This window comes from Bradyrhizobium sp. USDA 3262 (genome assembly GCF_054060035.1).
Window position 1 is genome coordinate 5,766,927 of record NZ_JBSSCT010000001.1, and the last position, 21,052, is coordinate 5,787,978.

At 65.0% G+C, this 21,052-nt stretch carries 18 protein-coding genes and 1 riboswitch; of the genes, 11 read left to right on the forward strand and 7 right to left on the reverse strand.

The genetic code is table 11. The annotated features are described in order from the left end of the window. The first annotated feature begins 45 nt into the window (after positions 1-45). Genes trpD through moaC form a run of 3 tightly spaced genes read left to right on the forward strand, consistent with a single transcriptional unit; the run spans position 46 to position 2,428 of the window. Positions 46-1,059 (forward strand): anthranilate phosphoribosyltransferase, encoded by a 1,014-nt coding sequence (gene trpD / locus ACVWYP_RS27015; RefSeq protein WP_028334043.1) that lies wholly within the window; start codon positions 46-48, stop codon positions 1,057-1,059. A gap of 15 nt (positions 1,060-1,074) precedes the next feature. Beyond that, complete coding sequence (gene trpC / locus ACVWYP_RS27020) at positions 1,075-1,896, forward strand: indole-3-glycerol phosphate synthase TrpC (protein ID WP_304495509.1); 822 nt, start codon at positions 1,075-1,077, stop codon at positions 1,894-1,896. 4 nt (positions 1,897-1,900) lie between these two features. After that, positions 1,901-2,428, forward strand: coding sequence for a cyclic pyranopterin monophosphate synthase MoaC (gene moaC / locus ACVWYP_RS27025; protein ID WP_304495510.1), 528 nt, complete (start codon positions 1,901-1,903; stop codon positions 2,426-2,428). Here the strand turns inward: moaC and ACVWYP_RS27030 are convergent. Further along, entirely contained in the window at positions 2,410-3,663 is a 1,254-nt protein-coding gene (locus ACVWYP_RS27030; RefSeq protein WP_456684231.1) for an alpha/beta fold hydrolase, read from the reverse strand. The genes moaC and ACVWYP_RS27030 overlap by 19 nt on opposite strands. 163 nt (positions 3,664-3,826) lie before the next feature. Here ACVWYP_RS27030 and ACVWYP_RS27035 point away from each other — a divergent pair, with 163 nt between their 5' ends. Together ACVWYP_RS27035 and ACVWYP_RS27040 are read left to right on the forward strand one after the other, a co-directional pair. Next, positions 3,827-5,233 carry an FAD-dependent oxidoreductase gene (locus ACVWYP_RS27035; protein WP_304495512.1) on the forward strand — a complete coding sequence of 469 codons (1,407 nt, stop codon included), beginning with the start codon at positions 3,827-3,829 and terminating at the stop codon, positions 5,231-5,233. Between the two features lie 273 nt (positions 5,234-5,506). Then, positions 5,507-8,239 carry a bifunctional diguanylate cyclase/phosphodiesterase gene (locus tag ACVWYP_RS27040; protein ID WP_453946004.1) on the forward strand — a complete coding sequence of 911 codons (2,733 nt, stop codon included), beginning with the start codon at positions 5,507-5,509 and terminating at the stop codon, positions 8,237-8,239. 187 nt (positions 8,240-8,426) lie between these two features. On the opposite strand, the gene ACVWYP_RS27045 is transcribed toward ACVWYP_RS27040, so the two are convergent. Beyond that, on the reverse strand, positions 8,427-9,785 hold the full coding sequence (locus ACVWYP_RS27045) for a S41 family peptidase (protein ID WP_304495514.1): 1,359 nt from the start codon (positions 9,783-9,785) through the stop codon (positions 8,427-8,429). Positions 9,786-9,938: 153 nt separating this feature from the next. Further along, positions 9,939-11,132 carry an NADH:flavin oxidoreductase/NADH oxidase gene (locus tag ACVWYP_RS27050; RefSeq protein ID WP_304495515.1) on the reverse strand — a complete coding sequence of 398 codons (1,194 nt, stop codon included), beginning with the start codon at positions 11,130-11,132 and terminating at the stop codon, positions 9,939-9,941. Between the two features lie 234 nt (positions 11,133-11,366). Between ACVWYP_RS27050 and ACVWYP_RS27055 the strand changes: the two genes are divergently transcribed. Continuing rightward, positions 11,367-11,771: a hypothetical protein gene (locus ACVWYP_RS27055; protein WP_439711097.1), complete on the forward strand. Its 405-nt coding sequence runs from the start codon at positions 11,367-11,369 to the stop codon at positions 11,769-11,771. Positions 11,772-11,871: 100 nt separating this feature from the next. Here the strand turns inward: ACVWYP_RS27055 and ACVWYP_RS27060 are convergent, their stop codons facing one another. The 4 genes from ACVWYP_RS27060 to ACVWYP_RS27075 form a co-directional block, all read right to left on the reverse strand. Then, positions 11,872-12,021, reverse strand: a complete 150-nt coding sequence (locus ACVWYP_RS27060) for a hypothetical protein (protein ID WP_018271828.1) — start codon at positions 12,019-12,021, stop codon at positions 11,872-11,874. Positions 12,022-12,456: 435 nt separating this feature from the next. Beyond that, positions 12,457-13,473 (reverse strand): ABC transporter substrate-binding protein, encoded by a 1,017-nt coding sequence (locus ACVWYP_RS27065; RefSeq protein ID WP_244435814.1) that lies wholly within the window; start codon positions 13,471-13,473, stop codon positions 12,457-12,459. Positions 13,474-13,733: 260 nt separating this feature from the next. Next, the gene (locus tag ACVWYP_RS27070) at positions 13,734-14,645 is read right to left on the reverse strand and encodes an amino acid ABC transporter substrate-binding protein (RefSeq protein WP_304495516.1); all 912 of its coding nucleotides are present in this window, start codon (positions 14,643-14,645) and stop codon (positions 13,734-13,736) included. A gap of 137 nt (positions 14,646-14,782) precedes the next feature. After that, positions 14,783-15,712, reverse strand: coding sequence for a DUF2380 domain-containing protein (locus ACVWYP_RS27075; protein ID WP_453946002.1), 930 nt, complete (start codon positions 15,710-15,712; stop codon positions 14,783-14,785). Between the two features lie 226 nt (positions 15,713-15,938). Between ACVWYP_RS27075 and ACVWYP_RS27080 the strand changes: the two genes are divergently transcribed. From ACVWYP_RS27080 to ACVWYP_RS27100, 5 genes are all read left to right on the forward strand, one after another. Then, on the forward strand, positions 15,939-17,360 hold the full coding sequence (locus ACVWYP_RS27080; RefSeq protein ID WP_304495517.1) for a sensor histidine kinase: 1,422 nt from the start codon (positions 15,939-15,941) through the stop codon (positions 17,358-17,360). Then, positions 17,357-18,019 carry a response regulator transcription factor gene (locus ACVWYP_RS27085; protein ID WP_304495518.1) on the forward strand — a complete coding sequence of 221 codons (663 nt, stop codon included), beginning with the start codon at positions 17,357-17,359 and terminating at the stop codon, positions 18,017-18,019. Before ACVWYP_RS27080 ends, ACVWYP_RS27085 begins: the two co-directional genes overlap by 4 nt. A 213-nt stretch (positions 18,020-18,232) precedes the next feature. Continuing rightward, on the forward strand, positions 18,233-18,925 hold the full coding sequence (locus ACVWYP_RS27090) for a winged helix-turn-helix transcriptional regulator (protein WP_028339681.1): 693 nt from the start codon (positions 18,233-18,235) through the stop codon (positions 18,923-18,925). Positions 18,926-19,029: 104 nt separating this feature from the next. Further along, entirely contained in the window at positions 19,030-19,476 is a 447-nt protein-coding gene (locus ACVWYP_RS27095; RefSeq protein ID WP_080686678.1) for a YybH family protein, read from the forward strand. A 132-nt stretch (positions 19,477-19,608) separates the two neighbouring features. Next, positions 19,609-19,694, forward strand: a riboswitch (ZMP/ZTP riboswitch). 36 nt (positions 19,695-19,730) lie between these two features. Further along, complete coding sequence (locus ACVWYP_RS27100; RefSeq protein WP_304495519.1) at positions 19,731-21,002, forward strand: serine hydroxymethyltransferase; 1,272 nt, start codon at positions 19,731-19,733, stop codon at positions 21,000-21,002. The last annotated feature ends 50 nt before the right edge of the window (positions 21,003-21,052 follow it).

Below are 21,052 nucleotides of genomic sequence, written 5' to 3' on the forward strand. Positions count from 1 at the left end.
CGCTGCGCGGCGATCAAGCTCCAACAACAGACCCTGAGCCAGCGAATGGACGACCTGAAATCGATCATCGGAAAAGTCGCCACCGGCGCCACGCTGACGCGTGAAGAGGCGGCGTCCGCCTTCGACAGCATGATGTCGGGCGAAGCCACGCCCTCGCAGATGGGCGGGCTATTGATGGCGCTGCGGGTGCGCGGCGAGACCGTCGAGGAGATCACCGGCGCCGTCACCGCGATGCGCGGCAAGATGCTGCCGGTCACGGCGCCGGCGGAGGCCGTCGACATCGTCGGCACCGGCGGCGACGGCTCCGGCTCGGTCAACGTCTCGACCTGCGCGGCCTTCATCGTGGCCGGCGCCGGCGTGCCTGTGGCGAAGCACGGCAACCGCGCATTGTCGTCGCGCTCGGGCGCCGCCGACGTGCTGGCCTCGCTCGGCGTCAAGCTCGATTTGACGCCCGAACAAGTCGGGCGCTGCGTCAAGGAAGCCGGCATCGGCTTCATGTTCGCGCCCGCGCATCATCCGGCGATGAAGAATGTCGGTCCGACCCGGGTCGAACTCGCCACCCGCACCATCTTCAACCTGCTCGGGCCGCTGTCGAACCCGGCCGGCGTCAAGCGGCAGATGGTCGGTGTGTTCTCGCGGCAATGGGTGCAGCCGCTGGCGCAGGTGCTGAAGAACCTCGGCTCGGACAAGGTCTGGGTCGTGCATGGCTCCGATGGCCTCGACGAGATCACCCTCACCGGCCCGACCTTCGTTGCGACGCTCGAGAACGGCGAGATTAGGACATCAGAGGTGACGCCCGAGGATGCCGGCCTTGGCCGCGTCGGCGGCGAGGCGCTGAAGGGCGGTGACGCCGATGCCAATGCGATCGCGCTCTCCAGCGTGCTGCAGGGCAAGCCGAGCGCCTATCGCGACGTCGCCCTGCTCAACGCCGCCGCCGCGCTGATCGTGGCCGGCCGCGCCAAGGACCTCAAGGAAGGCGTCGCGATCGGGGCGCAGTCGCTCGACAGCGGCGCCGCCGCTGCGCGGCTGAAGCATCTGGTCGCGGTTTCCAACGGCTAAGCAAGGCGTTAAGCGATGTCCGACATCCTGACCAAGATCGAGGCCTACAAGCGCGAGGAGATCGCCGCCGCGAAACGCGCCCATCCGCTCGCCGAGGTCGAGGCGCAGGCCAGATCGGCCTCGGCCCCGCGCGGCTTCGTCCGCGCCCTCAAAGACAAGCATGCGCGCGGCGACTACGCGCTGATCGCGGAAGTGAAGAAGGCCTCGCCCTCGAAGGGCTTGATCCGGGCCGATTTCGATCCGCCCGTGCTCGCGAAAGCCTATGAGGCCGGCGGCGCGGCCTGCCTGTCGGTGCTGACCGATGCGCCCTCGTTCCAGGGCCATCTCGACTTCATGGTTGCGGCCCGCGCCGCGACCAGCCTGCCGGTGCTGCGCAAGGATTTCATGTTCGACACCTACCAGGTGGCGGAAGCGCGCGCCCATGGCGCCGACTGTATCCTGATCATCATGGCCGCGCTCGACGACACGGCGGCCGGGGAGATCGAGGACGCCGCGCTCGGCTACGGCATGGACGTGCTGGTCGAGATCCATGATCGCGCCGAGCTTGACCGTGCCTTGAAGCTCCGCTCGCCGATGATCGGCGTCAACAACCGCAATCTGCGCACCTTCGAGACCACGCTCGCGACCAGCGAGGCGCTGGCGCCGCTGATCCCGCGCGACCGCCTGATGGTCGGCGAGAGCGGCATCTTCACGCCTGACGATCTCGCCCGGCTCGAACGGGTCGGGATGTCGACCTTCCTGGTCGGTGAAAGCCTGATGCGGCAGCAGGACGTCACCGCGGCCACCCGCGCCTTGCTGACGCGGCGGGCCGCCCCGCGCGCCACCGCAACGCGCTGACGCAATGGCGCGGAAGAGCAAGGGCAAGACCAAGGCCGAGCAGTCCGGCCCCGGCACCGCCCTCACCCACATCGACGCCAAGGGCGAGGCGCGCATGGTCGACGTCTCGGCCAAGCCCGCCACCGAGCGGACCGCCGTCGCCGAAGGCCGCGTCGTGATGAGCAAGGCGACGCTGGCGCTGATCGAGACCGGCCAGGCCAAGAAGGGCGACGTGCTGGCGACCGCGCGGATCGCCGGCATCATGGCGGCGAAGCGGACCTCGGAATTGATCCCGCTCTGCCATCCACTGGCGCTGACCAAAGTCACGATCGACATCACGCCCGACCGCAAGCTGCCCGGCTGCATCGTCCGCGCCAGCGTCAAGGTGACAGGGCCGACCGGCGTCGAAATGGAGGCGCTGACCGCAGTCTCGGTCGCATGCCTGACGATCTACGACATGGTCAAGGCGGTCGACCGCGGCATCCGCATCGAGGGCATCCACCTCGTCGAGAAGATCGGCGGCAAGTCGGGGCACTATCGCGCCGGCGCGTGAATTTTTTGGCGCCCGACTACTCGAGAAAATCGCATATCTCGGCGACAAAACCGGGCCATGCAGGTTCGTCTGGAATCAAGAATATGATTGCGGCTTTCAAGCGGAACGAACCGTGCATTCGGAATAGCATGCGCGAGTGCCAGACCTTGATCGAAGGGAACCAATGCATCGTCGCGGCTGTGCATGACGAGTGTCGGCGCCGCGATTTGTTGCAGCGCCTCGGAAACGTCAATGTCGCCAAAGGCCAGGAATAGCGCCGCAGCGTTTTCCGGCGATGTCGAAATGCGCTGCACCTCGTTGAAGTCGCGCATCTGCTCCTGCGTCGCGTTTGGATGCACCAGCGAGGTGAAGACCTGACGGAATGCCGGGGTGTCTTTGCCCCACCCCTCCCGAATCAGAGTCGCGAGAGCTTCGCACCTGGCAATCTGGTCCGGAGCACCCCGTTTGCGGAAGCCGCGCGAGTATCCACCGTGCAGGATGAGGTGCGACACGCGATCGGGATGTCGCGCGGCATATGCAATGGCAACCGCGGCGCCCTGCGATATGCCAAACAAGGCGAAGCGCTCGAGCGACAACGCATCGACGACAGTCTCAAGGTCCTGCATGAGAGCTGCAAACGAGAAGTCGGCGACGCGCCAGTCGGACAAACCGTTACCGCGCTGATCGTATCGAACCAGCTTGTGCCGGGCAGCCAGTTGAGCGAGAAGCGGACTCGAAACCTCCATTTGCCAGTCATGCTCGATATGGGTCAGCCAACTCGCCGTCTTGACGATGGGAGAACCTTGGCCAACGCTCGCCGCGGCAAGATGGACGCCATCCGCCGATTTGCAGAACGTGATCTCCTCGCGCAATCCAAGTTCCTTGGGCGGCCCCGACGCACCTCTTGGAAAACGGGGCGAGGCATGTTCTGAGGCTGCTCGTGTCTCCTCCTGCTGCACCTCACCGACAAAGCGGATTCCACGCCGCGCGGCTGTCCGAATATATCGCTGGTTGACGCCGTCATCCCCGACGGCGCGGCGAGCGGCGTTGATGCGGCTGGCTATCGTCGAGTCCGAGACGATCCGGCCGCACCAGACCGAGGTCACGAGATCATCTTTGGAAACAATCCGATGACGTTGCCGAACGAGGTACAGAAGCAGATCGAAGACCTGCGGTTCGATGGAAATTGTTTGAACGCCGCATTGCAGCTCGCGTCGCCCCGCATCCAGAACGTAGTCGCCGAACTTGAAGCGCATAAGGCCCCTCAGGGGTGAGCTTGGCTCGCATACAAATCACAAGCTTCTCAAGCGAAAATCAAGGCTTTCTGAAAGGCAATACCACGGTCGTTTGATAACGCTAAGGTCGGGATTTGGCTCGCCCCGCGCTCCGGAGCCATCCACGGCAGCAAGGGGAGAAGACATGAGCAAAATCCTGGTTTGCGGCGGCGGCGTGATCGGGTTGTGCGCGGCGATGATGCTTGGCCGCGACGGCCACCGCGTCACGGTGCTGGAGGCCGACCCCGAAGATCAACCTTCGACCTCCATCGAGGGCTGGGATTCGTGGCAGCGCCCCGGGGTTGCCCAATTCAGACAACCCCATAGCCTCCATTCGCGATTTCGGATGATCAGCGATCGTGAACTGCCAGGGCTCACGGACGGCCTGCTTCGCGCCGGATGCGTCTGGGTGGATTATCTCGACTGTCAATTCCTTCCCCCAACGATCACGGACCGGGCGCCGCGTCCGGGCGATGAAGCCATGCGATGCATCGCCGGTCGCAGGCCGACCGTCGAATGGGCGGTGGCCGCGATGGCGCAAACGGCGCCGAACGTGACCATCCGCCGGGGCGTGAAGGTTCGCGAATTGATCACGGGCAGATCGGCCATGTCAGGGGTGCCGCATATCGCCGGGGTCCGTACGATGTCCGGCGAAGAGATCCGCGCCAATCTGGTCGTGGACGCCATGGGACGGGGGAGCCCGGCCCGCGAATGGATCCTCAATGCAGGCGGCCGCAGTCCGATCGAGGAAGCCGAAGATTGCAACTTCGTCTATTTCGGACGCTATTTCTCGGGGCGGCAACGGCCACGCAGGATGGGCAGCACACTCACGCCGATGGGCCTGGTCTCGATCCTGACGCTGGACGGAGACAACGACACCTGGTCGGTCACTCTGTATACCTCGTCGAAAAACAAGGCGATGCGCGCCTTGCGTAATCCGGTCACATTCCATCGCGTCGTGTCCGCGTGCCCGCAGCACGCCCACTGGCTCGATGGGGAGCCGATCACGCCAGTCCTTTTGCTGGCGGGAGTTCTCGACCGGTACCGGCGGTTCGTCGTCGACGACCGGCCCGTCGTCACGGGATTCGCCGCTGTCGGTGACGCGTGGGCCTGCACGAACCCGTCCGCCGGGCGGGGCTTGAGCGTCGGTCTTCTGCACGCGCAGGTGCTGCGCGATGTCGCGCGCCGGCATATCAACGATCCCGAAGCGTTCACCCGGGACTACGACGCGGAGACCGAACGCCAGGTCGGTCCGTTTTATCGAAACCAGATCGCCGCCGACCGCGCGCGCGTCGCCGAGATGAACGCGCTGGACGAAGGTTTGCCGATGCCGGCGCCCAATCCGGTCATGGCCAGGCTTCTTGCTGCCGCATCCCACGACGCCGATGTGTTTCGCGGCATGCTTGAAATCGCGATGTGCGTTGCATTGCCTCAGGAGGTCATCGCCAGACCGCATGTCGCGGAGAAGCTGGCCGCACTGGACGACCAGCCGTTGGCGTCGGCTCCCGGCATCATCGATCGACATCGGATGGCAGCGCTGCTGGACGGCTGATCTTCGAACTGCCGCGCCGCCCAAGCATTCACTGCCTGACTTCCGGCGCGTGGCAATTCTGTGGAATCGCGACGAGCATGATGCTGAGGCGGACTCTGAGCCGTCGCGCCATAGCGCAAATGCGGCGTGAGCTCTGCCCCCTCGCCGCCCTCATCAACCACTCGTTAACCAATCTCGCTAACCCGCGCTCCATTTCGATTGGATGCGACTTTCGCGGGCCGGGGGTGCACGAAACCTACTTCCGGGTGAAACGCCTGGAAGCGATTGCGGCACATGAATCCAAACGGCAGCGCCTCGTTCAACATCACCTCGGTGATCGGCAGCGGTCCGATCCGCTGGCTGATCCTCGGCGGCGCCGTCTTGATGGCCGCGATCGCGATCGGCGCCACGCTGATGGCGGAGAATTTCCGCGATCGCGCCCTGCACAACAGCGAGCGCGAGCTCGAGAACACCGTGCTGCTGCTGGCGCGGCATTTCGACCAGCAGCTCGACGATCTCGAGGTCGTCCAGCGCGACCTGATCGCGTTCATGCGCGACAACGCAATCGCGACACCGGAGAATTACAGGCGCCGGATGTCGGCCGCCGACATCCATGCGATGCTCAAATCCAAGATGGACGCGCTGTCCAATGTCGGCAGCCTCAACGTGTTCGACGCCGACGGCGTTCTGATCAACAGCTCGGGTGCCTGGCCGCTGCCGCAGGCCAGCATTGCCGATCGCCCCTACTTCCAGATCTTCAAGTCGAGCCCCTATTCGCCCGACATGCAGGTCGCGCCGGTGGTCAGCCGCGTCACCGGAAACTGGACCACCGTCATCGTCCGCAAGGTCACCGGACCGCATGGCGAATTCCTCGGCGTGGTTGGCCGCGGCATCGAGCCGGCGACCTTCGAGAAGTTCTTCTCCACGGTGGCGCTCGGCGACGGCGCCGCGATCTCGATGCATCATCGCGACGGCACGCTGCTGGCGCGCTATCCCCATGTCGAGGAGCTGATCGGGAGGAACTTCCGCAACGGTCCGGTCAATCAGCAGCAGGTGTTCGAGCTGCCGCAGAGCACGACGCGGCTCGCCAGCCCCGTCGACGGCAAGGACCGCCTGGTGTCGTCGCGGGCACTGACCAAATTCCCGATCGTCGTCGTTGCGACGAGCACCACGGAGGCGGCGCTCGCCAACTGGCGCGAGCAGATCGGCATCCTGATCGCGGTGACCAGCATCTCGGTGCTGGCGATTGCGATCCTGCTGACGCTGGTGGTGCGCAAGCTGGTGCAGCAGCATCGCGCCCAGCAGCAGCGCCTGACGCTGGAGAAGCTGCGGCTCGACACCGCCGTCAACAACATGACGCAGGGGCTGTTGCTGTTCGATGCCGCGCAGCGCCTCGTGATCTGCAACAGGCGCTATATCGAGATGTACGGGTTGTCGGCCGACATCATCAAGCCCGGCTGCAGCTTCCGCGACGTCATCGTGCATCGTCACCGGACCGGCTCGTTCCAGGGCGACGTCGAGCGCTACGTCAATCTCGTGCTGCGCGACGTCGGCATCCGCAACACCATGGTGATCACGACGCCCGACGGGCGCTCGATCCAGGTCGTCAACGAGCCGCTGGCCGACGGCGGCTGGCTTGCCACCCACGAGGACGTCACCGAGCGCCGCCGCGCCGAGGAGCGCATCACGCATCTCGCCCACTACGATGCGCTCACCGACCTGCCGAACCGCGCGCTGTTCCACGAGGAGATCAGGCGCGAGCTGCCGCATGTCACGCCCGACAGCCAGCTTGCGGTGCTCTATATCGACATCGACGAATTCAAGGGCGTCAACGACTCGCTCGGCCATATGGTGGGCGACGAGCTTCTCAAGTCCGTGGCGCGGACGCTGAGCGGCGTGATCGGCGAAGGCGATTTCGTCGCCCGCCTCGGCGGCGACGAGTTCGCGATCGTGCAGACCGGGGTGAAGAGCGAGGCCGAGGTCACCGACCTCGTCGCGCGCATCTACGAGGTGATCCGCGCGCCCTATCAATGCCTCGGCCACCAGGTCACGACCGACGCCAGCATCGGCATCGCGCTAGCGCCGAAGGACGGCACGGATCTCGACCAGATCATGAAGAACGCCGATCTTGCGATGTATGCAGCGAAGTCGGCCGGCCGGCGCGTCTTTCGCTTCTTCGAGCCGGCGATGGATGCCGACGCCCGCGCCCGCCGCGAGCTCGAGGTGGAGTTGCGGCAGACGATCGCCGCCGGCAGCGGGCTCGAAGTGCATTACCAGCCCTGCGTCGACCTGCGCAGCAACGAGATCACCGGCTGCGAGGCGCTGGTGCGCTGGCGTCATCCACAGCGCGGCATGATCTCGCCGGCCGAATTCGTGCCTATCGCGGAAGAGACCGGCCTGATCAACCAGCTCGGCGAATGGGTGCTGATGACGGCCTGCAAGGAAGCCGTGAACTGGCCGGACCACGTCAGGCTCGCCGTCAATGTCTCGCCGGTGCAGTTCCGCAGCGGCACGCTGGCGCTCAAGGTGATCGCGGCGCTTGCATCGTCGGGGCTGTCAGCGAGCCGGCTCGAGCTCGAGATCACCGAGGCGGTGCTGATCCGCGACGACGAGACGGCGCTGGCCGCGCTGCACCAGCTGCGCGCCATCGGGATCAGGATCGCGCTCGACGATTTCGGCACCGGCTATTCGTCGCTGAGCTACCTGAAGCGGTTCCCGTTCGACAAGATCAAGATCGACCGCTGCTTCGTCACCGACATCGCCGATCCGCAAGGCTCGGCCGGCATCGTCGAGGCGGTCGTCAACATCGCCGCCGAGCGCAGCATGACGACGACGGCGGAAGGCGTCGAGACCGCGCAGCAGCAGCAATTGCTGCGCGAGCTCGGCTGCTCGGAAATGCAGGGCTATCTGTTCAGCCCGCCGAAGCCCGCCGCCCAGATCCGCGAGCTGCTGGCCGGGCATCGCCGCGGCCCCGCCGCGGGAGCGAGCACCACGCGCCGGCGCAAACCCGTCGCCGGCGCGGCGTAAGGCTGCTCGGAAGTCGCGAGCCCGAGGGGGCACCTGCACGATTTCGGAATATTAGAAGAATACCTTGAAATTGCCCGACGTGTCAAGTTGCCTGGTCGAGCGCGAGCCACCACGCTACTTTGCATGGGGTTGTTTTCGATATTTTGGCAGCTGCGTAGCCCGGATGGAGCCATCCGGGCCACCGGTTCTAGTTCGGCACCGGCCGCTTCTGCGCGGCCTTGGTGTCGGCGTTCTTGGCGTCGGCGTTGACGGTGACGCCGCGCAGCTGGTTGAACGCCGCGGCCAGCGCCTTGTCGTTCTTCTCGTCCGGCGGGACGTAGGACTGCGAGCCGGTCTGCTCGGCGCCCTCGGCGGAGAGATGGCCACGCATCGAGGCCTCGCCCTTGATTTCCGAGCGGGTCTTGAACTCGTCCGGCACGTCCTGCAGCACCTCGATGTCGGGCTTGATGCCAAGCGCCTGGATCGAATGGCCCGACGGGGTGAAATAGCGCGCCGTGGTCAGCGCCAGCGCACCATTGCCGGTGCCGAGCGGAATGATGGTCTGCACCGAGCCCTTGCCGAACGAGCGGGTGCCGATCAGGGTTGCGCGCTTGTGGTCGTGCAGCGCGCCGGCGACGATCTCGGAGGCCGAGGCCGAACCGCCGTTGATCAAGACGACGAGCGGCTTGCCCTTGGTCATGTCGCCGCCATGCGCGGTGAAGCGCTGGGTTTCCTCGGGATTGCGGCCGCGGGTCGAGACCACCTCGCCGCGCTGCATCAGGGTCGAGGTTACCGAGACTGCCTGGTCGAGCAGACCGCCCGGATTGTTGCGGAGGTCGACGACGTAGCCGGCGAGCTTGTCCTGCGGGACCTGCTTCTGGATATCGCCGATCGCCTTGCGCAGACCTTCGGTGGTCTGCTCGTTGAAAGAGGTGATCCTGATATAGCCGATGTCGCCGCCCTCGACGTGATACTTCACCGGACGGACGCGGATGATCTCGCGCGTAATCGAGACCTCGATCGGCTTGTCGGCGTCCTTGCGGATGATCTTCAGCCGGATCGAGCTGTTGGGCGCACCCTTCATCTTGTTGACGGCCTGGTCGAGCGTCATGCCCTGGATCTGGTCATCGTCGATCGAGGTGATCACGTCGCCCGACATGATGCCGGCGCGCGAGGCCGGCGTGTCGTCGATCGGCGCCACCACCTTGACGAAGCCGTCCTCCATCGTGACCTCGATGCCGAGCCCGCCGAACTCGCCATGCGTGGTCTCCTGCATCTCCGCCCAGCCCTTCTCGTTCATGTAGCGAGAGTGCGGATCGAGCGAGGAGATCATGCCGTTGATCGCGCCCTCGACGAGCTTGGAGTCCTCGGGCTTCTCGACGTAGTCGGTCTTGACCTTCTCGAACACCTCGCCGAACAGATTGAGCTGCGAATAGGTGTTGCTGTTGTCGGAATGTGCGGCGGCGTTGGCGACGGCGAACAGATGCGCGCCCTGCGGCGAGGCCACGAGCAAGGTGAGACACGCGCCCGCGACCGTTCCGAGCAAGAAGCCAACATGTTTGCGCATTATCCGTGATCCCTTCGCTAACGGCCGGCAACGTTTCGCAACATTCGGCCCCACCCCGACGCGGGGCACCACACAACGGCTTTTTGGTCGGATCAAGGCCGCCTTGTCACCGGACCATTACGGTCCTGTCACGCTGCCCGGATCGGCCTCTTGTCAGCCCCCTGTCAGCCTTTCGTCGGCCTTTGGCCCAGTCTCCTGCAACCCGTTCTGCCAGGTCGACGGCTGGGTGCCGAATCCGCGCTTGGCCCGCGTGCCCAGCCAATAGCCGAACTGCGGAGGAACATTGCGGAACGGCCCCTCGACGCCGAGCTTGAGCGCGGCGTCCATCGGCCAGTTCGGGTTATTGAGGATTTCCCGGCCGACGGCGATCAAATCTGCTTGTTTATCACGCAGGATTTGTTCGGCCTGGTCCCCGTGGATGATCAGGCCGACCGCCATGGTCATGATATCGGCATGGGCGCGGACATATTCCGCGAGCGGCACCTGATAGTTGTATTTGATCTCCTTGCCCAGGATCGGCGCCATCTCGCTGATTCCGCCCGATGAGCAGTCGATCACATCGACGCCCTTCGCTTTCAGGATCCTGGCGAGCCGCGCGCTCTGCTCAGGGCCCCAGCCGGCATTGTCCTCGACCGACAGCCGCACGAACAGCGGCTTGTGATCCGGCCAGTGCGCCCGCACCGCCTCGGTGACCTCGGTCAGGAAGCGCATCCGGTTGGCTTCCGAGCCGCCATATTCGTCGCTGCGCTGGTTGGAGCGCCCGGAGAGGAATTCGTGCACGAGATAGCCATGGGCGCCGTGCAGTTCCAGCACCTCGAACCCTGCCTGATGCGCGCGCCGTGCCGCCTGCCCCCAGGCCGCGACGAGATCCTTCACCTCGTGCGTGTCCAGCGCGCGCGGCAGCGGCCAGCGCTCGCTATGGGCGATCGCGCTCGGCGCCACCGGCGTCCAGGCATCCCAATCCTCGATCTCGGCGGTGCGTTCGAGCGGACGATCGCCCTCCCAGGGCCGGCTTGCGCGCGCCTTGCGGCCGGAATGGCCGAGCTGGATGCCGGCGACCGCGTTCTGCTGCTTGATGAAGCCGACGAGGCGGCTGAGCGGCGCGATGAACTTGTCGTCCCAGATGCCGAGATCGCCGATCGTGCCGCAGCCGCGCCGCTCGACCTTGGTCGATTCGACGATCACGAGACCGGCGCCGCCGGCGGCGAACTTGCCGGCATTCATCAGATGCCAGTCGGTCGGAAAGCCCTTCTCGGCGGAATACTGGTGCATCGGCGGCACCACGATGCGGTTCTTCAGCGTGACGCCGCGGATGGTCATTGGCGAAAACAGCAGCTTGTCGGACATCGCTTCCTCATTATTCGTCGTTACCCGGCGCGCGGGACCGATCTTGTGTTTGGCGCGGACGATATACGCACCGCGCGATGGCCGATAGAGGCACGCGGCGGCCACTCAAACGGATCGCTGTAGCGAGCCGCGGCACGTTCGCCATGCCTGTTCCCTCGCGGCGACTTTTCGCCCGCATAGGAAATGATGATCGCGATGCGTGTTGTCCCCCGGCAACCCAGAGGAGGGACACTCATGAGGACCCGCACGATCGCACTGCTCATCGCCGGTGCCATGGCAACCGGCCCGATCCTGGCGCAACACGCGGTTGCCCAGAACCTGCAAAACGAGGCCGACAAGGGCGCCAAGACCCGCAACTCCGGTGAATCCGGTTATGTCGGCGATCAGGACAGGCCCGGCGCGGCCGCAACGCCTCCCGGACGCCCCGATACGGCCGCCGGTTCCCCAGATGCCACTACGTCTCCGAGCGCTCAGAGTTCCGGAACCGGGATCGCCGGCGCGCCGGGCAACAAGAGCGGGCCGCCCGCCAAGCAAGGCACGGTCGGCTCGAACTCGCAAAACCTGCATGTCCAGGAACAGGATTCGTCGAACATCAAGGGACAGCCCGGCAACAAGAGCGGTCCACCCGCAAAGCGCTAGGCTGCACCGCCATGCTGACCAGGCGGCCGTAACCCGGGCCGGCAAAGTTCGCTGATCGGCGCAGGTTCGACACGAGCCGTCGAGCGAAGGTGTTCCGATCCTATTGAGCGGCCTTGCGGCTCGCGGAGAGGTCGGTCGGGCAATTTGCTCCGCATTCAATCGACTTCTTCTGGTCGGCGACGCGCCATACCAGCAACGCGACCAGGACAATGATGGTGACGGTGAGCTTGGCCAATGCGTCGTGGTTCAATGTCGGCTCCGCAGAACAATCGGCATAACGGAAAAAATCAGCTGCAAGCGGAAATGTGACCCCGGCACCCTTTGGGGCCGAGAGCCGACGCTGGGGGGCGTCCACCGGGCCCGCATTCGATTCGGGCCGGCCGACGTCATGATGGTACGGTCCTGGTGCGGTCCGCAAGCTTCTCAGTCTGCATGGCAGCATGGCACGGCTGGCCGCAGCCTGTTGGAACATTGTCATCGGTGTGCGGTTCAGAGGCTGTCCTCTGATTCATTGCCCCAGAGGCACACACCACCTCCTGCGGCCCCAGCCGTCACGCTGGGGCCGTAAATCATTGGAGGTGCACGCGGACTGCTGTTGGTCGCGGGGTGAGTGAACGATCTCCGAGAACCACAATCGATTTGCGCGGGGCGGGCCCGCAAATGACGTAGCCTATACAGATCGCGGTCAGAGCTTCGCGAGCCTCGCCGCGCCCGCCGCGATTGCTTCGTTGAAGCTGGTGTCCCAGAATTTTCCAACCTCCGCGCGCGCGTCGAGCACGCCGAGCTTGAGGAAGGTGTCGGCGACCTTCTGGTGCGTCTCCGGCACGTCAGGCGTCACCCCGGCGAGCGCGAAGTCGTCGCTGCGACGGGCGAACTGGTCGAGGATGTCCTGCAACGGCAGATGCGTCTCCGCCACCTGCGCGGCCGCATACACCGGAAAATTCTTGTTGGCGAACGCATAAGCGCGCTGGATCCGCAGCAGCAGATCGCTCACGGCCGCGTGACGCAGCGGATCGTCGACGGCCTTCGGATTGGCGTAGATCGGGAAATTCCCCGAGAGATAGCCGGCGCCGGTCTTGAGCAGCCGCGCGCCCTGCTTGGCGATCGCGAGTTGCCCGTTATAACCGTAGATCGCCCAGGCATCGAGCTTGCCGGAGGCGAACGCCGAATAGCCGTCGGACGGCGTCAGATTGATGGCCTCGATATCGCCAAACGCAAGGCCGGCTTCCTCGAGTTGCTTGGCGAGGAAATAATGCGCCGTGGTCGCGCGCACATAGCCGACGCGCTTTCCCTTGAGATCAGCGATCGAATGGATCGGCGCGTCTTTCGCCGCCACCGTGACCTGGATGTTGAGATCCTCATGGGTGACGGCGACGAAGCGCACCTTGGCATTCTGGCGCGCCGCGAACATCGCCGGAATCTCGCTGCCCGAACCGATGTCGAGCGCGTCCCCGTTCAAGGCCTCGATGTGGAGCACACCGTTGTTGAGCTCCTTCCACTCGATCCTGTACGGCGTCTTGTCCTCGCCCGCGGCCTGCAACAGCTGGCGCCAGCCGCCCTTGTAGTAGGCAACGCGCAATGTAACGCCGCTGAGATCGGTGCCGCCCCCCGCCCCGGTCTCCGCGCGCGCACCGCCGGTGATCAGACTTCCGGCAAGCACGCCGAGCGCAGAACGTCGCGAAAGCGAAAATGGCGTAGTCACCGGCTTGAGCTCCTGAACAACAGTCACAACTGCTGCGAGCTTAAGAGAAAACCGCCCGATGTATATGAGACGCTATTTCGTTTTTCGCCATGCGCGCGAAAAGCCGTTCCATGGATTGATGGCCGGACGCGGCGATCTGTTTTCCGCCGCCCTGTCGGCCAATTGTAGCCCGGATGAGCGAGCGCGATATCCGGGGTCCCGCCATCGATTCAAGCTGGACCTTACCCGCATGTCGTTTTGCTCATGCGGGCTACTTTCTACTACTTGCCGACCTCGTATACATCGGGATCGAAGCTCGAGCTCGGATTGGCGAAGGCGTGGCGCAGCGCCGGCGATATCGGCACGTTGTAATTGATGCCTTTCGGCGGGGTCGGCGCTTCCAGCCACTTCCTGTACATGATCTCGATCTCGGGGCTCTTGTAGAGCTCCGCCGTGGCGCGGTCGGCGAGCGTCTTGAACGGGGTGTCCTCCCTGCGCAGCATGATGCCGAAGGGCTCTGCCTTCGAGAAGGCCTCCTCGCTGATCATGTAGACCGCCGGCTGCTTCGATCGCGCGATCGCGACGGCGAGCTGGACGTCGTCGAGCGCGTAGGCCTGGGCGCGATCGGTCTCCAGCATCAGGAACGCCTCGGCCTGGTCCTTGGCCGGGAGGACGTTGATGCCGAGCTTGCGTTCGGTGTTGACCTTGATGAGCTGCGTGAGGTTCACCGAGCCCGCAACAGCGGTGACGGACTTCCCCTTGAGATCGTCGATCGTGTTGATCCCAGCGGATTTCTTGGCGGCAAAGCGTGTCGCGCTGAGGAAGTGCGTGTTGGTGAAGGTCACCTGCTTCTGGCGGTCGGCGCTGTTGGTGGTCGCCGAGCAATGCAGATCGATCGTGCCGTTGACCATCAACGGAATGCGGTTCGACGAGGTCACCGGGAGGTAGTCGACGGCGATGTCAGATACGCCGAGCTCCTTCTTCACGGCATCGACGATCTTCAGGCAGATGTCGAGCGCAAAGCCGATCGGCCGCTGATTGTCGTCGAGATAGCTGAAGGGAACGGAAGCCTCCTGAAAGCCGAGCGTGACCTTCTTCGTTTCCTTGATCTTCTGCAGCGTGCCCGACGGCTCCTCCGCCGCCGCGGGGCTTGCGGCGAGCGTGAGAGCGAAGAGGATGGCGGGCAAACGCATCGGCGGCTCCTGTGCGGTGATCAGACGGCGGTGATAGCGCACGCATGAGCCCGGAGCCAGATGACGGTGTGTCTAGCAGCTATCGCACTTTGCTATGGTCCGCCTGCCAGAGTTGCAGCCGCGGCCGCGACGCATCCCTAGCGCTGCGCCCCGCCCTCGAGCAGGCGGTCGCCGACCAGGCGGACCGCGCCCCGGGTCCAGGAATAATCGGCGCCCATCCGCAGGCCGCTGTCGCCGCGTGAGACGACCGCGCCGCTGCGGGCGTCGCGCAGCTGGAAGCCGACCGTGTATTCGGTCCGGCTGACCCGCCTGATTACGCCGATCAGCGATTGATCGGCGCCGAGCTGCTGCGCGATCGCGGCCTCGCAGCCGTCGCAGTCGCGCAGCGTATGTGCCTTGACGGGCTCCTCGGTCGCACTGCCGGTATCGACCAGGCGGTAGCGGCCCGACTGCGCAAGCCGGTCACGCACGCCCTTCGTGACATCGGCGAGATAGGCTGCATCGGAGCCGGCAGGGCCGGACGCGGTTGCCGCCGAGGTATCCTCAAGCTCGAATTCGAACACCGCAAGCCCGATCGGCGCCGCAGCGGCGGTCGGCGGCAGCGCGGCCGCAAGGGCGCGGCGCACCTCGCGCGACACGAACATCGCCGCGTGGTCCCATGCCTCGTCAGTGTCGCCGCGAAACGTGTAGAGCTTCTCGTAGAGCACCTGGCTCGCGCTGACGTCGATGACCGCCACCTTGGCCCACTGGATCAGCGTGCTCATCTTCTGCACGCCGCCGATAACCTTGATCCGGGCCTCGCCCGCGGGCGCCGTCGATGGCACCAGGCGATAGTGCGGCTCCGCGGCGACATCGGCGCGCAACGTCCGCATCAACGCATCCAGCCGCCTCTGGTGCGCAGCGGTCTGGTCGATCACCTCGCCCGACGTATCAACATAGCCGAAATCGTCGATGCTGACGCCAGGCGGGAGTACCGTCGCGGCGCCGGTCTCGGCGCGCAGAGGGCAGATTCCGGCCAGCAGGCCGATCAAGGCAACAGAGAGCACAACGAGACGGGACTGACGCATGATTGGGGCCTTTCAGCTGCTGGCGCGGGCGGGTCGGCCTCAGCCTAGGCCGGCGGGCCTCAGCGCCGCAGCGGAGTGCCTCCCGCCTGGTGCCGGGAAAATTTCACGACGATGGTCCGCGCCCATAGCGGCGCTTCTCGGCGGCTCCGTTCTGCCGTTTAATGTGCATGACGGCCCTGCCCGCGATCGCGCACTGAGGCTCGTCTGCGATCTTGAGGATACGCCAATGTGGAATTGGTCCGGAAGCGATCTGAAACTGCGGCTGACGTTGCGCGTGGCGATCGTCTCGACGCTCTGCTTTGCCGTCATCTCCGGCTATTTCCTGATCGAGGCCGACCGCTCGGTGCGCGGGCGGATCGCGGCGGTTGCCGATGTCGCCGCCAAGACGCTGGAGCTGCAGCAGAGCAAGATCCAGTGGCTGAACAATGCGCGTTCCGACTTTCCCGATCTCGACAGCGTTGCCGCTACGGTCATGACGCCGGGATTGTGCATTGCCTTTCGCAGCAATAGCGGCGAGATCAGCCAACGCTTCTGCGGCGGCGCGCAGACTGACACGGCCGCGCCGCCGCTGGCCTTCGCGGCTCTCTATCGCCGCCTGTTCGATCCCGGCCGCGAGGCGGTGCGGCAGGTGGTTTCGCGCGGCAACGCCATCGGCGAGGCGGTGGCCTGGATCGATCCGGCGGTGCCGACCGCCGAGGCCTGGCACGATGCCGGCCGGCTGATGGCGGTGTTCATGATCGCGCTGCCGCTGCTCTGCGCTTTGGTCTATGCGGCGCTGGCGCGCGCGCTGCGTCCGACGCGGCAGATCCGCGACGGGCTCGAGCGGATCGCAGCAGGCGACCTCGCCGCGCGCCTGCCAGCGTTCGATCTTGCCGAACTGTCGGCGATCGGCGACGTCTTCAACCAGCTCGCCGAGCGCCTCGCCGCCGCGCTCTCCGACCGCAACGCGCTGACGCAGAAACTGATCCTGGTGCAGGATGAGGAGCGCCGACACCTCGCGCGCGAGCTGCATGACGAGTTCGGGCAGTCGCTGGCCGCCATCCGTGCGCTCGCCGCCTCGGCGCGCCAGACCGCGGCGGCGGATTGCCAGCCTTTGCTCGCCGAATGCGACGGCATCGCGCGGACCGCGACCGACATGATGGAGACGTTGCGCGGCGCCCTCTTCCGGCTCCGCCCGCCCGATGTCGACGAGCTCGGACTTGCGGCCAGCCTCGAGGGTCTGGTCGCCGGCTGGAACGGCCGCAGCCGGGGACAGCCGCGGTTCGAGATCACCATATCGGGATCGTTCGAGCGCCTTGCCGCCTCCGTCAGCGCCAATCTCTACCGCATCGTGCAGGAGGCGCTCACCAACGCCGCCAAGCATGCCGGCGCCACGCGCGTGATGCTGCGGCTTGAGATGCGCGAGGCGCCGCCTGGCGGCGGCGGCAGCGCGATCGTGCTCGCGATCGACGATGACGGCCAGCCCGGCGATCCGCAAGGCGATCCCCAGCTCAAGTCCGGCCTCGGCCTGCTCGGCATGCGCGAACGGGTCGCCGCGCTGGGCGGGCGGCTCAGCTTCGAGACCGGACAGCCCAGCGGCTCCTCGCTCCGCGTCATCGTTCCCGTCGCGGCCAGCCGAGAGGCCGCACCGGTGGAGCGCGCGGCATGAGCAATGCGGCGCGAACCATCATGCTGGTCGACGACCACGCCGTCGTCCGGGAGGGCTACCGGGCGATGCTGCAGAAGCAGCCGGGCCTCTGCGTCGTCGCCGAAGCCTCCGACGGCGTCGAGGCCTACCGCCTCTACAAGGAGACCGGGCCCGACCTCGTCATCATGGACCTGTCGATGCCCGGTATCGGCGGCATCGAGGCCATCCGCCGCCTCCGGCAGTGGGACAGGCGCGCAAAAATCCTGGTGTTCACCATGCACCAGAACGCGGCCTTTGCCGTGCAGGCGATCCGCGCCGGCGCGATCGGCTATGTCACCAAGACCAGCCCGCCGGAGACGCTGGTGCACGCCGTGATGGATGCGCTGTCGGGCAAGATCGCGATCAGCCCGGATATCGACCACGAGCTCGCGCTCAGCCACCTTGCCGGCGAGAGGAAGGCTGCCGACCTCCTGACCGCGCGGGAATTCGAGGTGCTGCGGATGCTGCTCGCGGAGAACACCACCGAGGAGATCGCCGAGGCGCTGCACCTCAGCCCGAAGACGGTCGCGAACCTGCATTCCCTGATCAAGGACAAGCTCGGCGTCGGCACGGATATCGAGCTGGTCCGCCTCGCGTTGCGGCAGGGTATCCTGACGCAGACCGACCTCGGCGAACGCTGAGCCTCCGTGGCGGCGCCAGCGAGGCCGCGTACCGGTAAATCGAGCCGCATTTGCCTCCGGGCAAACCGAACATCGAGCCGCATCGTCGAATGGCCGAGTCCCGAGAAAGTCGCGTACCAGGCGTAACAGGAGAGCCTCGATACTGGCGCGCCTGGGACCATAGTCCAGAGACTGGACTACCTTGGTGGCCCTCGTGATGCTAAAGTTCTCGTCATGAAAGGCTATGGATCATTTTGCCCCGTAGCCAAAGCTGCGGAAATTCTCACGGAGCGGTGGACCCCGCTCTTGCTCCGCGAACTGCTGCTGGGGTCCCGCCACTTCAACCAGCTTCGCCGCGGCATTCCACAGATGTCGCCGACCCTCCTCTCCAAGCGCCTGCAAACTCTAGAAGAGGCCGGGCTAGTCTCACGCCAACCAGGCGACAACGGGCATTGGGAGTACCATCCAACCCAGGCGGCCAGGGAAGCCAGGCCAATTATCGATGCAATGGGCTATTGGGGCCACAAATGGGCTCGCAGCCAGCTCACACCGAACGAACTCCACGCGGGCCGGCTCATGTGGAATATGCGCCGTTCGTTCGATCTAAGGCACATTCCATGCGACTTCGTGCTGTACATTGAGATTGCGGACGCTCGGCCGAAGCGCTGGTGGTTTGTTGTGAAGAAGGAGGAAGCCGATCTCTGCTGGGATGACCCCGGCTTCAAGGTCGATATCAGCCTCTATGCGAGTCTGCTGACGCTTGTGCAGATTTTCGTAGACGAGATGCCGCTGCTACGGGCGCGTGAGCTCGGCAAAATCGAGATCGACGGTCCTAAGCATCTTGTGAACAGCATGCGGGCTTGGTTTCCACGTAGCAAATATGCCAGTGAGGCGTCTGCGGCCGCGGGGCAAGTCTTAGCTAGCTGAAAGACACCTCCAGTCCACTTTTTGGACTAGTGACCCTGCTTCCCCCAGCTGTAGCGTTTGCGAATGCGCTCATGCGCTGAGCATCTCAGCTAAAGGAGGCAAGGATGAGCCGCCCTTCTCTTCTTTCATACGCCCTGCTTTTGATCTTCACTTGTGCTTGCGTTGGTCATGCAGCAGCAGACCCACTTGCCGACGAACTTTCCTCTGTGGCTGCCAAGTGGGATGCCGCCATCAACAACGCAGACTTCGATGCCCTACTTCCATTGTATACCGCTGACGGCAGATTGATGCCGCCCGGTGCGCAGCCGGTCACCGGCCCTTTGGCAATCCGTAGTTTCTTTGCCGGGCGGGGAAGAAGCGTCAGAGAGCACAAGGTTGAGCTGGTCGATGTGTTGTCCATGGGAAACTACGCCTACACCACCTCGCATTTCACGGCCACGCTAGTGGTAAATGAGAAGGCGGCGCCAATTTCTGGCAGCACCGTGAGACTGCTTGAACGCCAACCCGACGGGCAGTGGAAGATAAAGTCCCACATTTTCGTCAAGGAATAGATTCGCGGGTGCTACTGCTACACAGTCAGCCTCCCGGCGACGCCAGCTATGGAACCCTGCCAGCTATGGAACCCTTGCGGGACCGCCGAGGATTGAATAGCCTTCTGCTCGCGATGAGCTCGCAGGCTCATTCGCCCCTCGCGCGACTGGCGAGCTTACGTGGAATTGACCACGGTGAAGCGCGAAGGGTTCTATGGCCGTTCGCCTGGGCAACCCGTTCAGCTGATGATCCAGCGTCTTAGGGAGCCCGGACCATGCCGTCATTCCGCAATGAACTCCACCTCAACGATTCCGAAGTTGCCCTTGCGCTCGAGGGCGAAGAGCGCCGCCAGCAAGACGGCGTCGAGCTGATTCCGTCGGAGAACTACACCTATCCCGAGGTTCTCGAGCTGCTCGGATCGGTGTTCACCAACAAGTATTCCGAGGGCTATCCGGGACGCCGCTATTACGGCGGCCAGGAATTTACCGACCAGATAGAGAACCTTGCCCGACAGCGAGCGTGCGCGCTGTTCCGCGCCGAACATGCCAACGTTCAGCCTCTGTCCGGATCGCCAATGAACCAGGCCGTGTATCTCGGCCTGCTGCAGCCCGGCGATACGATATTGGCGATGGACCTGTCACACGGCGGCCATCTCACCCATGGCGCGCCCGTGTCGCACATGGGGCGGCTCTTCAACTTCGCCCGCTACAAGACGCAGCCGTCAAACGGCGGCGCCATCGATTTCGATGAGCTCCGCGCCATGGCCCGGCACGTCCGCCCGAAGCTGGTGCTGTGCGGCTACAGCTCTTATCCGCGCGATCTGGATTATGCGTCCTTCAAGAGCATCGCCGGTGAGGTGGGTGCACTGACCATGGCCGACGTCAGCCATTACGGCGGCCTGATCGCCGGCAACGCCTTGCGCAATCCGCTCGATGCGGGTTTCGACGTGATGACGACGACATCGCACAAGACGCTTCGCGGGCCGCGCGGCGGCATCGTTCTCTGTCGCCGGGAGTTCGCCGGCAAGATCGACGCGTCGGTGTTCCCGGGATTGCAGGGAGGTCCGCACATGAACGTTGTGGCCGGAACCGCGGTCACGCTGAAGAAGGCTTCGACGTCCGATTTTCAGGCCTATGCAAGGCTGGTCATGCGCAACGCGAAGGTCCTGGCCGAAGCGTTGATGGAACGCGGCATGACGTTGATCACCGGCGGAACCGACAATCACATGATGGTTGTGGATACGGTGGCCAGCGTCGGCGTGGACGGCGGTGCGGCCGAGAACATCCTCGACACCGTGGGGATCACCGCAAACAAGCAGATCATTCCCGACGATCCGCGTCCGCCGCTCAAGCCGAGCGGCATTCGCCTCGGGACGCCGGCGGCGACCACGCGCGGCATGGGCGAGCCCGAAATGCGCCTCATCGCCGAACTCATTGTGGAGTCCCTCCGATCGAAGGGAGATGCAGCGGTCGTCAAGCGACTGAGGTCGAACAGCGTCGAGATGTGCCGCGCTTTCCCCGTTCCGGGGATCGCGCCGCCCTCATAGGCGGCCCAGCCGCATTCGCGTCACTCGGCAGGTCGTGAAGGTTCCCGGGG

Bases quoted from the DNA above. Each gene is read 5' to 3' on its own strand.
- trpD (WP_028334043.1), top strand. From the start codon at position 46: ATGGACGACCTGAAATCGATCATCGGAAAAGTCGCCACCGGCGCCACG.
- trpC (WP_304495509.1), top strand. From the start codon at position 1,075: ATGTCCGACATCCTGACCAAGATCGAGGCCTACAAGCGCGAGGAGATC.
- moaC (WP_304495510.1), top strand. From the start codon at position 1,901: ATGGCGCGGAAGAGCAAGGGCAAGACCAAGGCCGAGCAGTCCGGCCCC.
- ACVWYP_RS27030 (WP_456684231.1), bottom strand. From the start codon at position 3,663: ATGCGCTTCAAGTTCGGCGACTACGTTCTGGATGCGGGGCGACGCGAG.
- ACVWYP_RS27035 (WP_304495512.1), top strand. From the start codon at position 3,827: ATGAGCAAAATCCTGGTTTGCGGCGGCGGCGTGATCGGGTTGTGCGCG.
- ACVWYP_RS27040 (WP_453946004.1), top strand. From the start codon at position 5,507: ATGAATCCAAACGGCAGCGCCTCGTTCAACATCACCTCGGTGATCGGC.
- ACVWYP_RS27045 (WP_304495514.1), bottom strand. From the start codon at position 9,785: ATGCGCAAACATGTTGGCTTCTTGCTCGGAACGGTCGCGGGCGCGTGT.
- ACVWYP_RS27050 (WP_304495515.1), bottom strand. From the start codon at position 11,132: ATGTCCGACAAGCTGCTGTTTTCGCCAATGACCATCCGCGGCGTCACG.
- ACVWYP_RS27055 (WP_439711097.1), top strand. From the start codon at position 11,367: ATGAGGACCCGCACGATCGCACTGCTCATCGCCGGTGCCATGGCAACC.
- ACVWYP_RS27070 (WP_304495516.1), bottom strand. From the start codon at position 14,645: ATGCGTTTGCCCGCCATCCTCTTCGCTCTCACGCTCGCCGCAAGCCCC.
- ACVWYP_RS27075 (WP_453946002.1), bottom strand. From the start codon at position 15,712: ATGCGTCAGTCCCGTCTCGTTGTGCTCTCTGTTGCCTTGATCGGCCTG.
- ACVWYP_RS27080 (WP_304495517.1), top strand. From the start codon at position 15,939: ATGTGGAATTGGTCCGGAAGCGATCTGAAACTGCGGCTGACGTTGCGC.
- ACVWYP_RS27085 (WP_304495518.1), top strand. From the start codon at position 17,357: ATGAGCAATGCGGCGCGAACCATCATGCTGGTCGACGACCACGCCGTC.
- ACVWYP_RS27090 (WP_028339681.1), top strand. From the start codon at position 18,233: ATGAAAGGCTATGGATCATTTTGCCCCGTAGCCAAAGCTGCGGAAATT.
- ACVWYP_RS27095 (WP_080686678.1), top strand. From the start codon at position 19,030: ATGAGCCGCCCTTCTCTTCTTTCATACGCCCTGCTTTTGATCTTCACT.
- ACVWYP_RS27100 (WP_304495519.1), top strand. From the start codon at position 19,731: ATGCCGTCATTCCGCAATGAACTCCACCTCAACGATTCCGAAGTTGCC.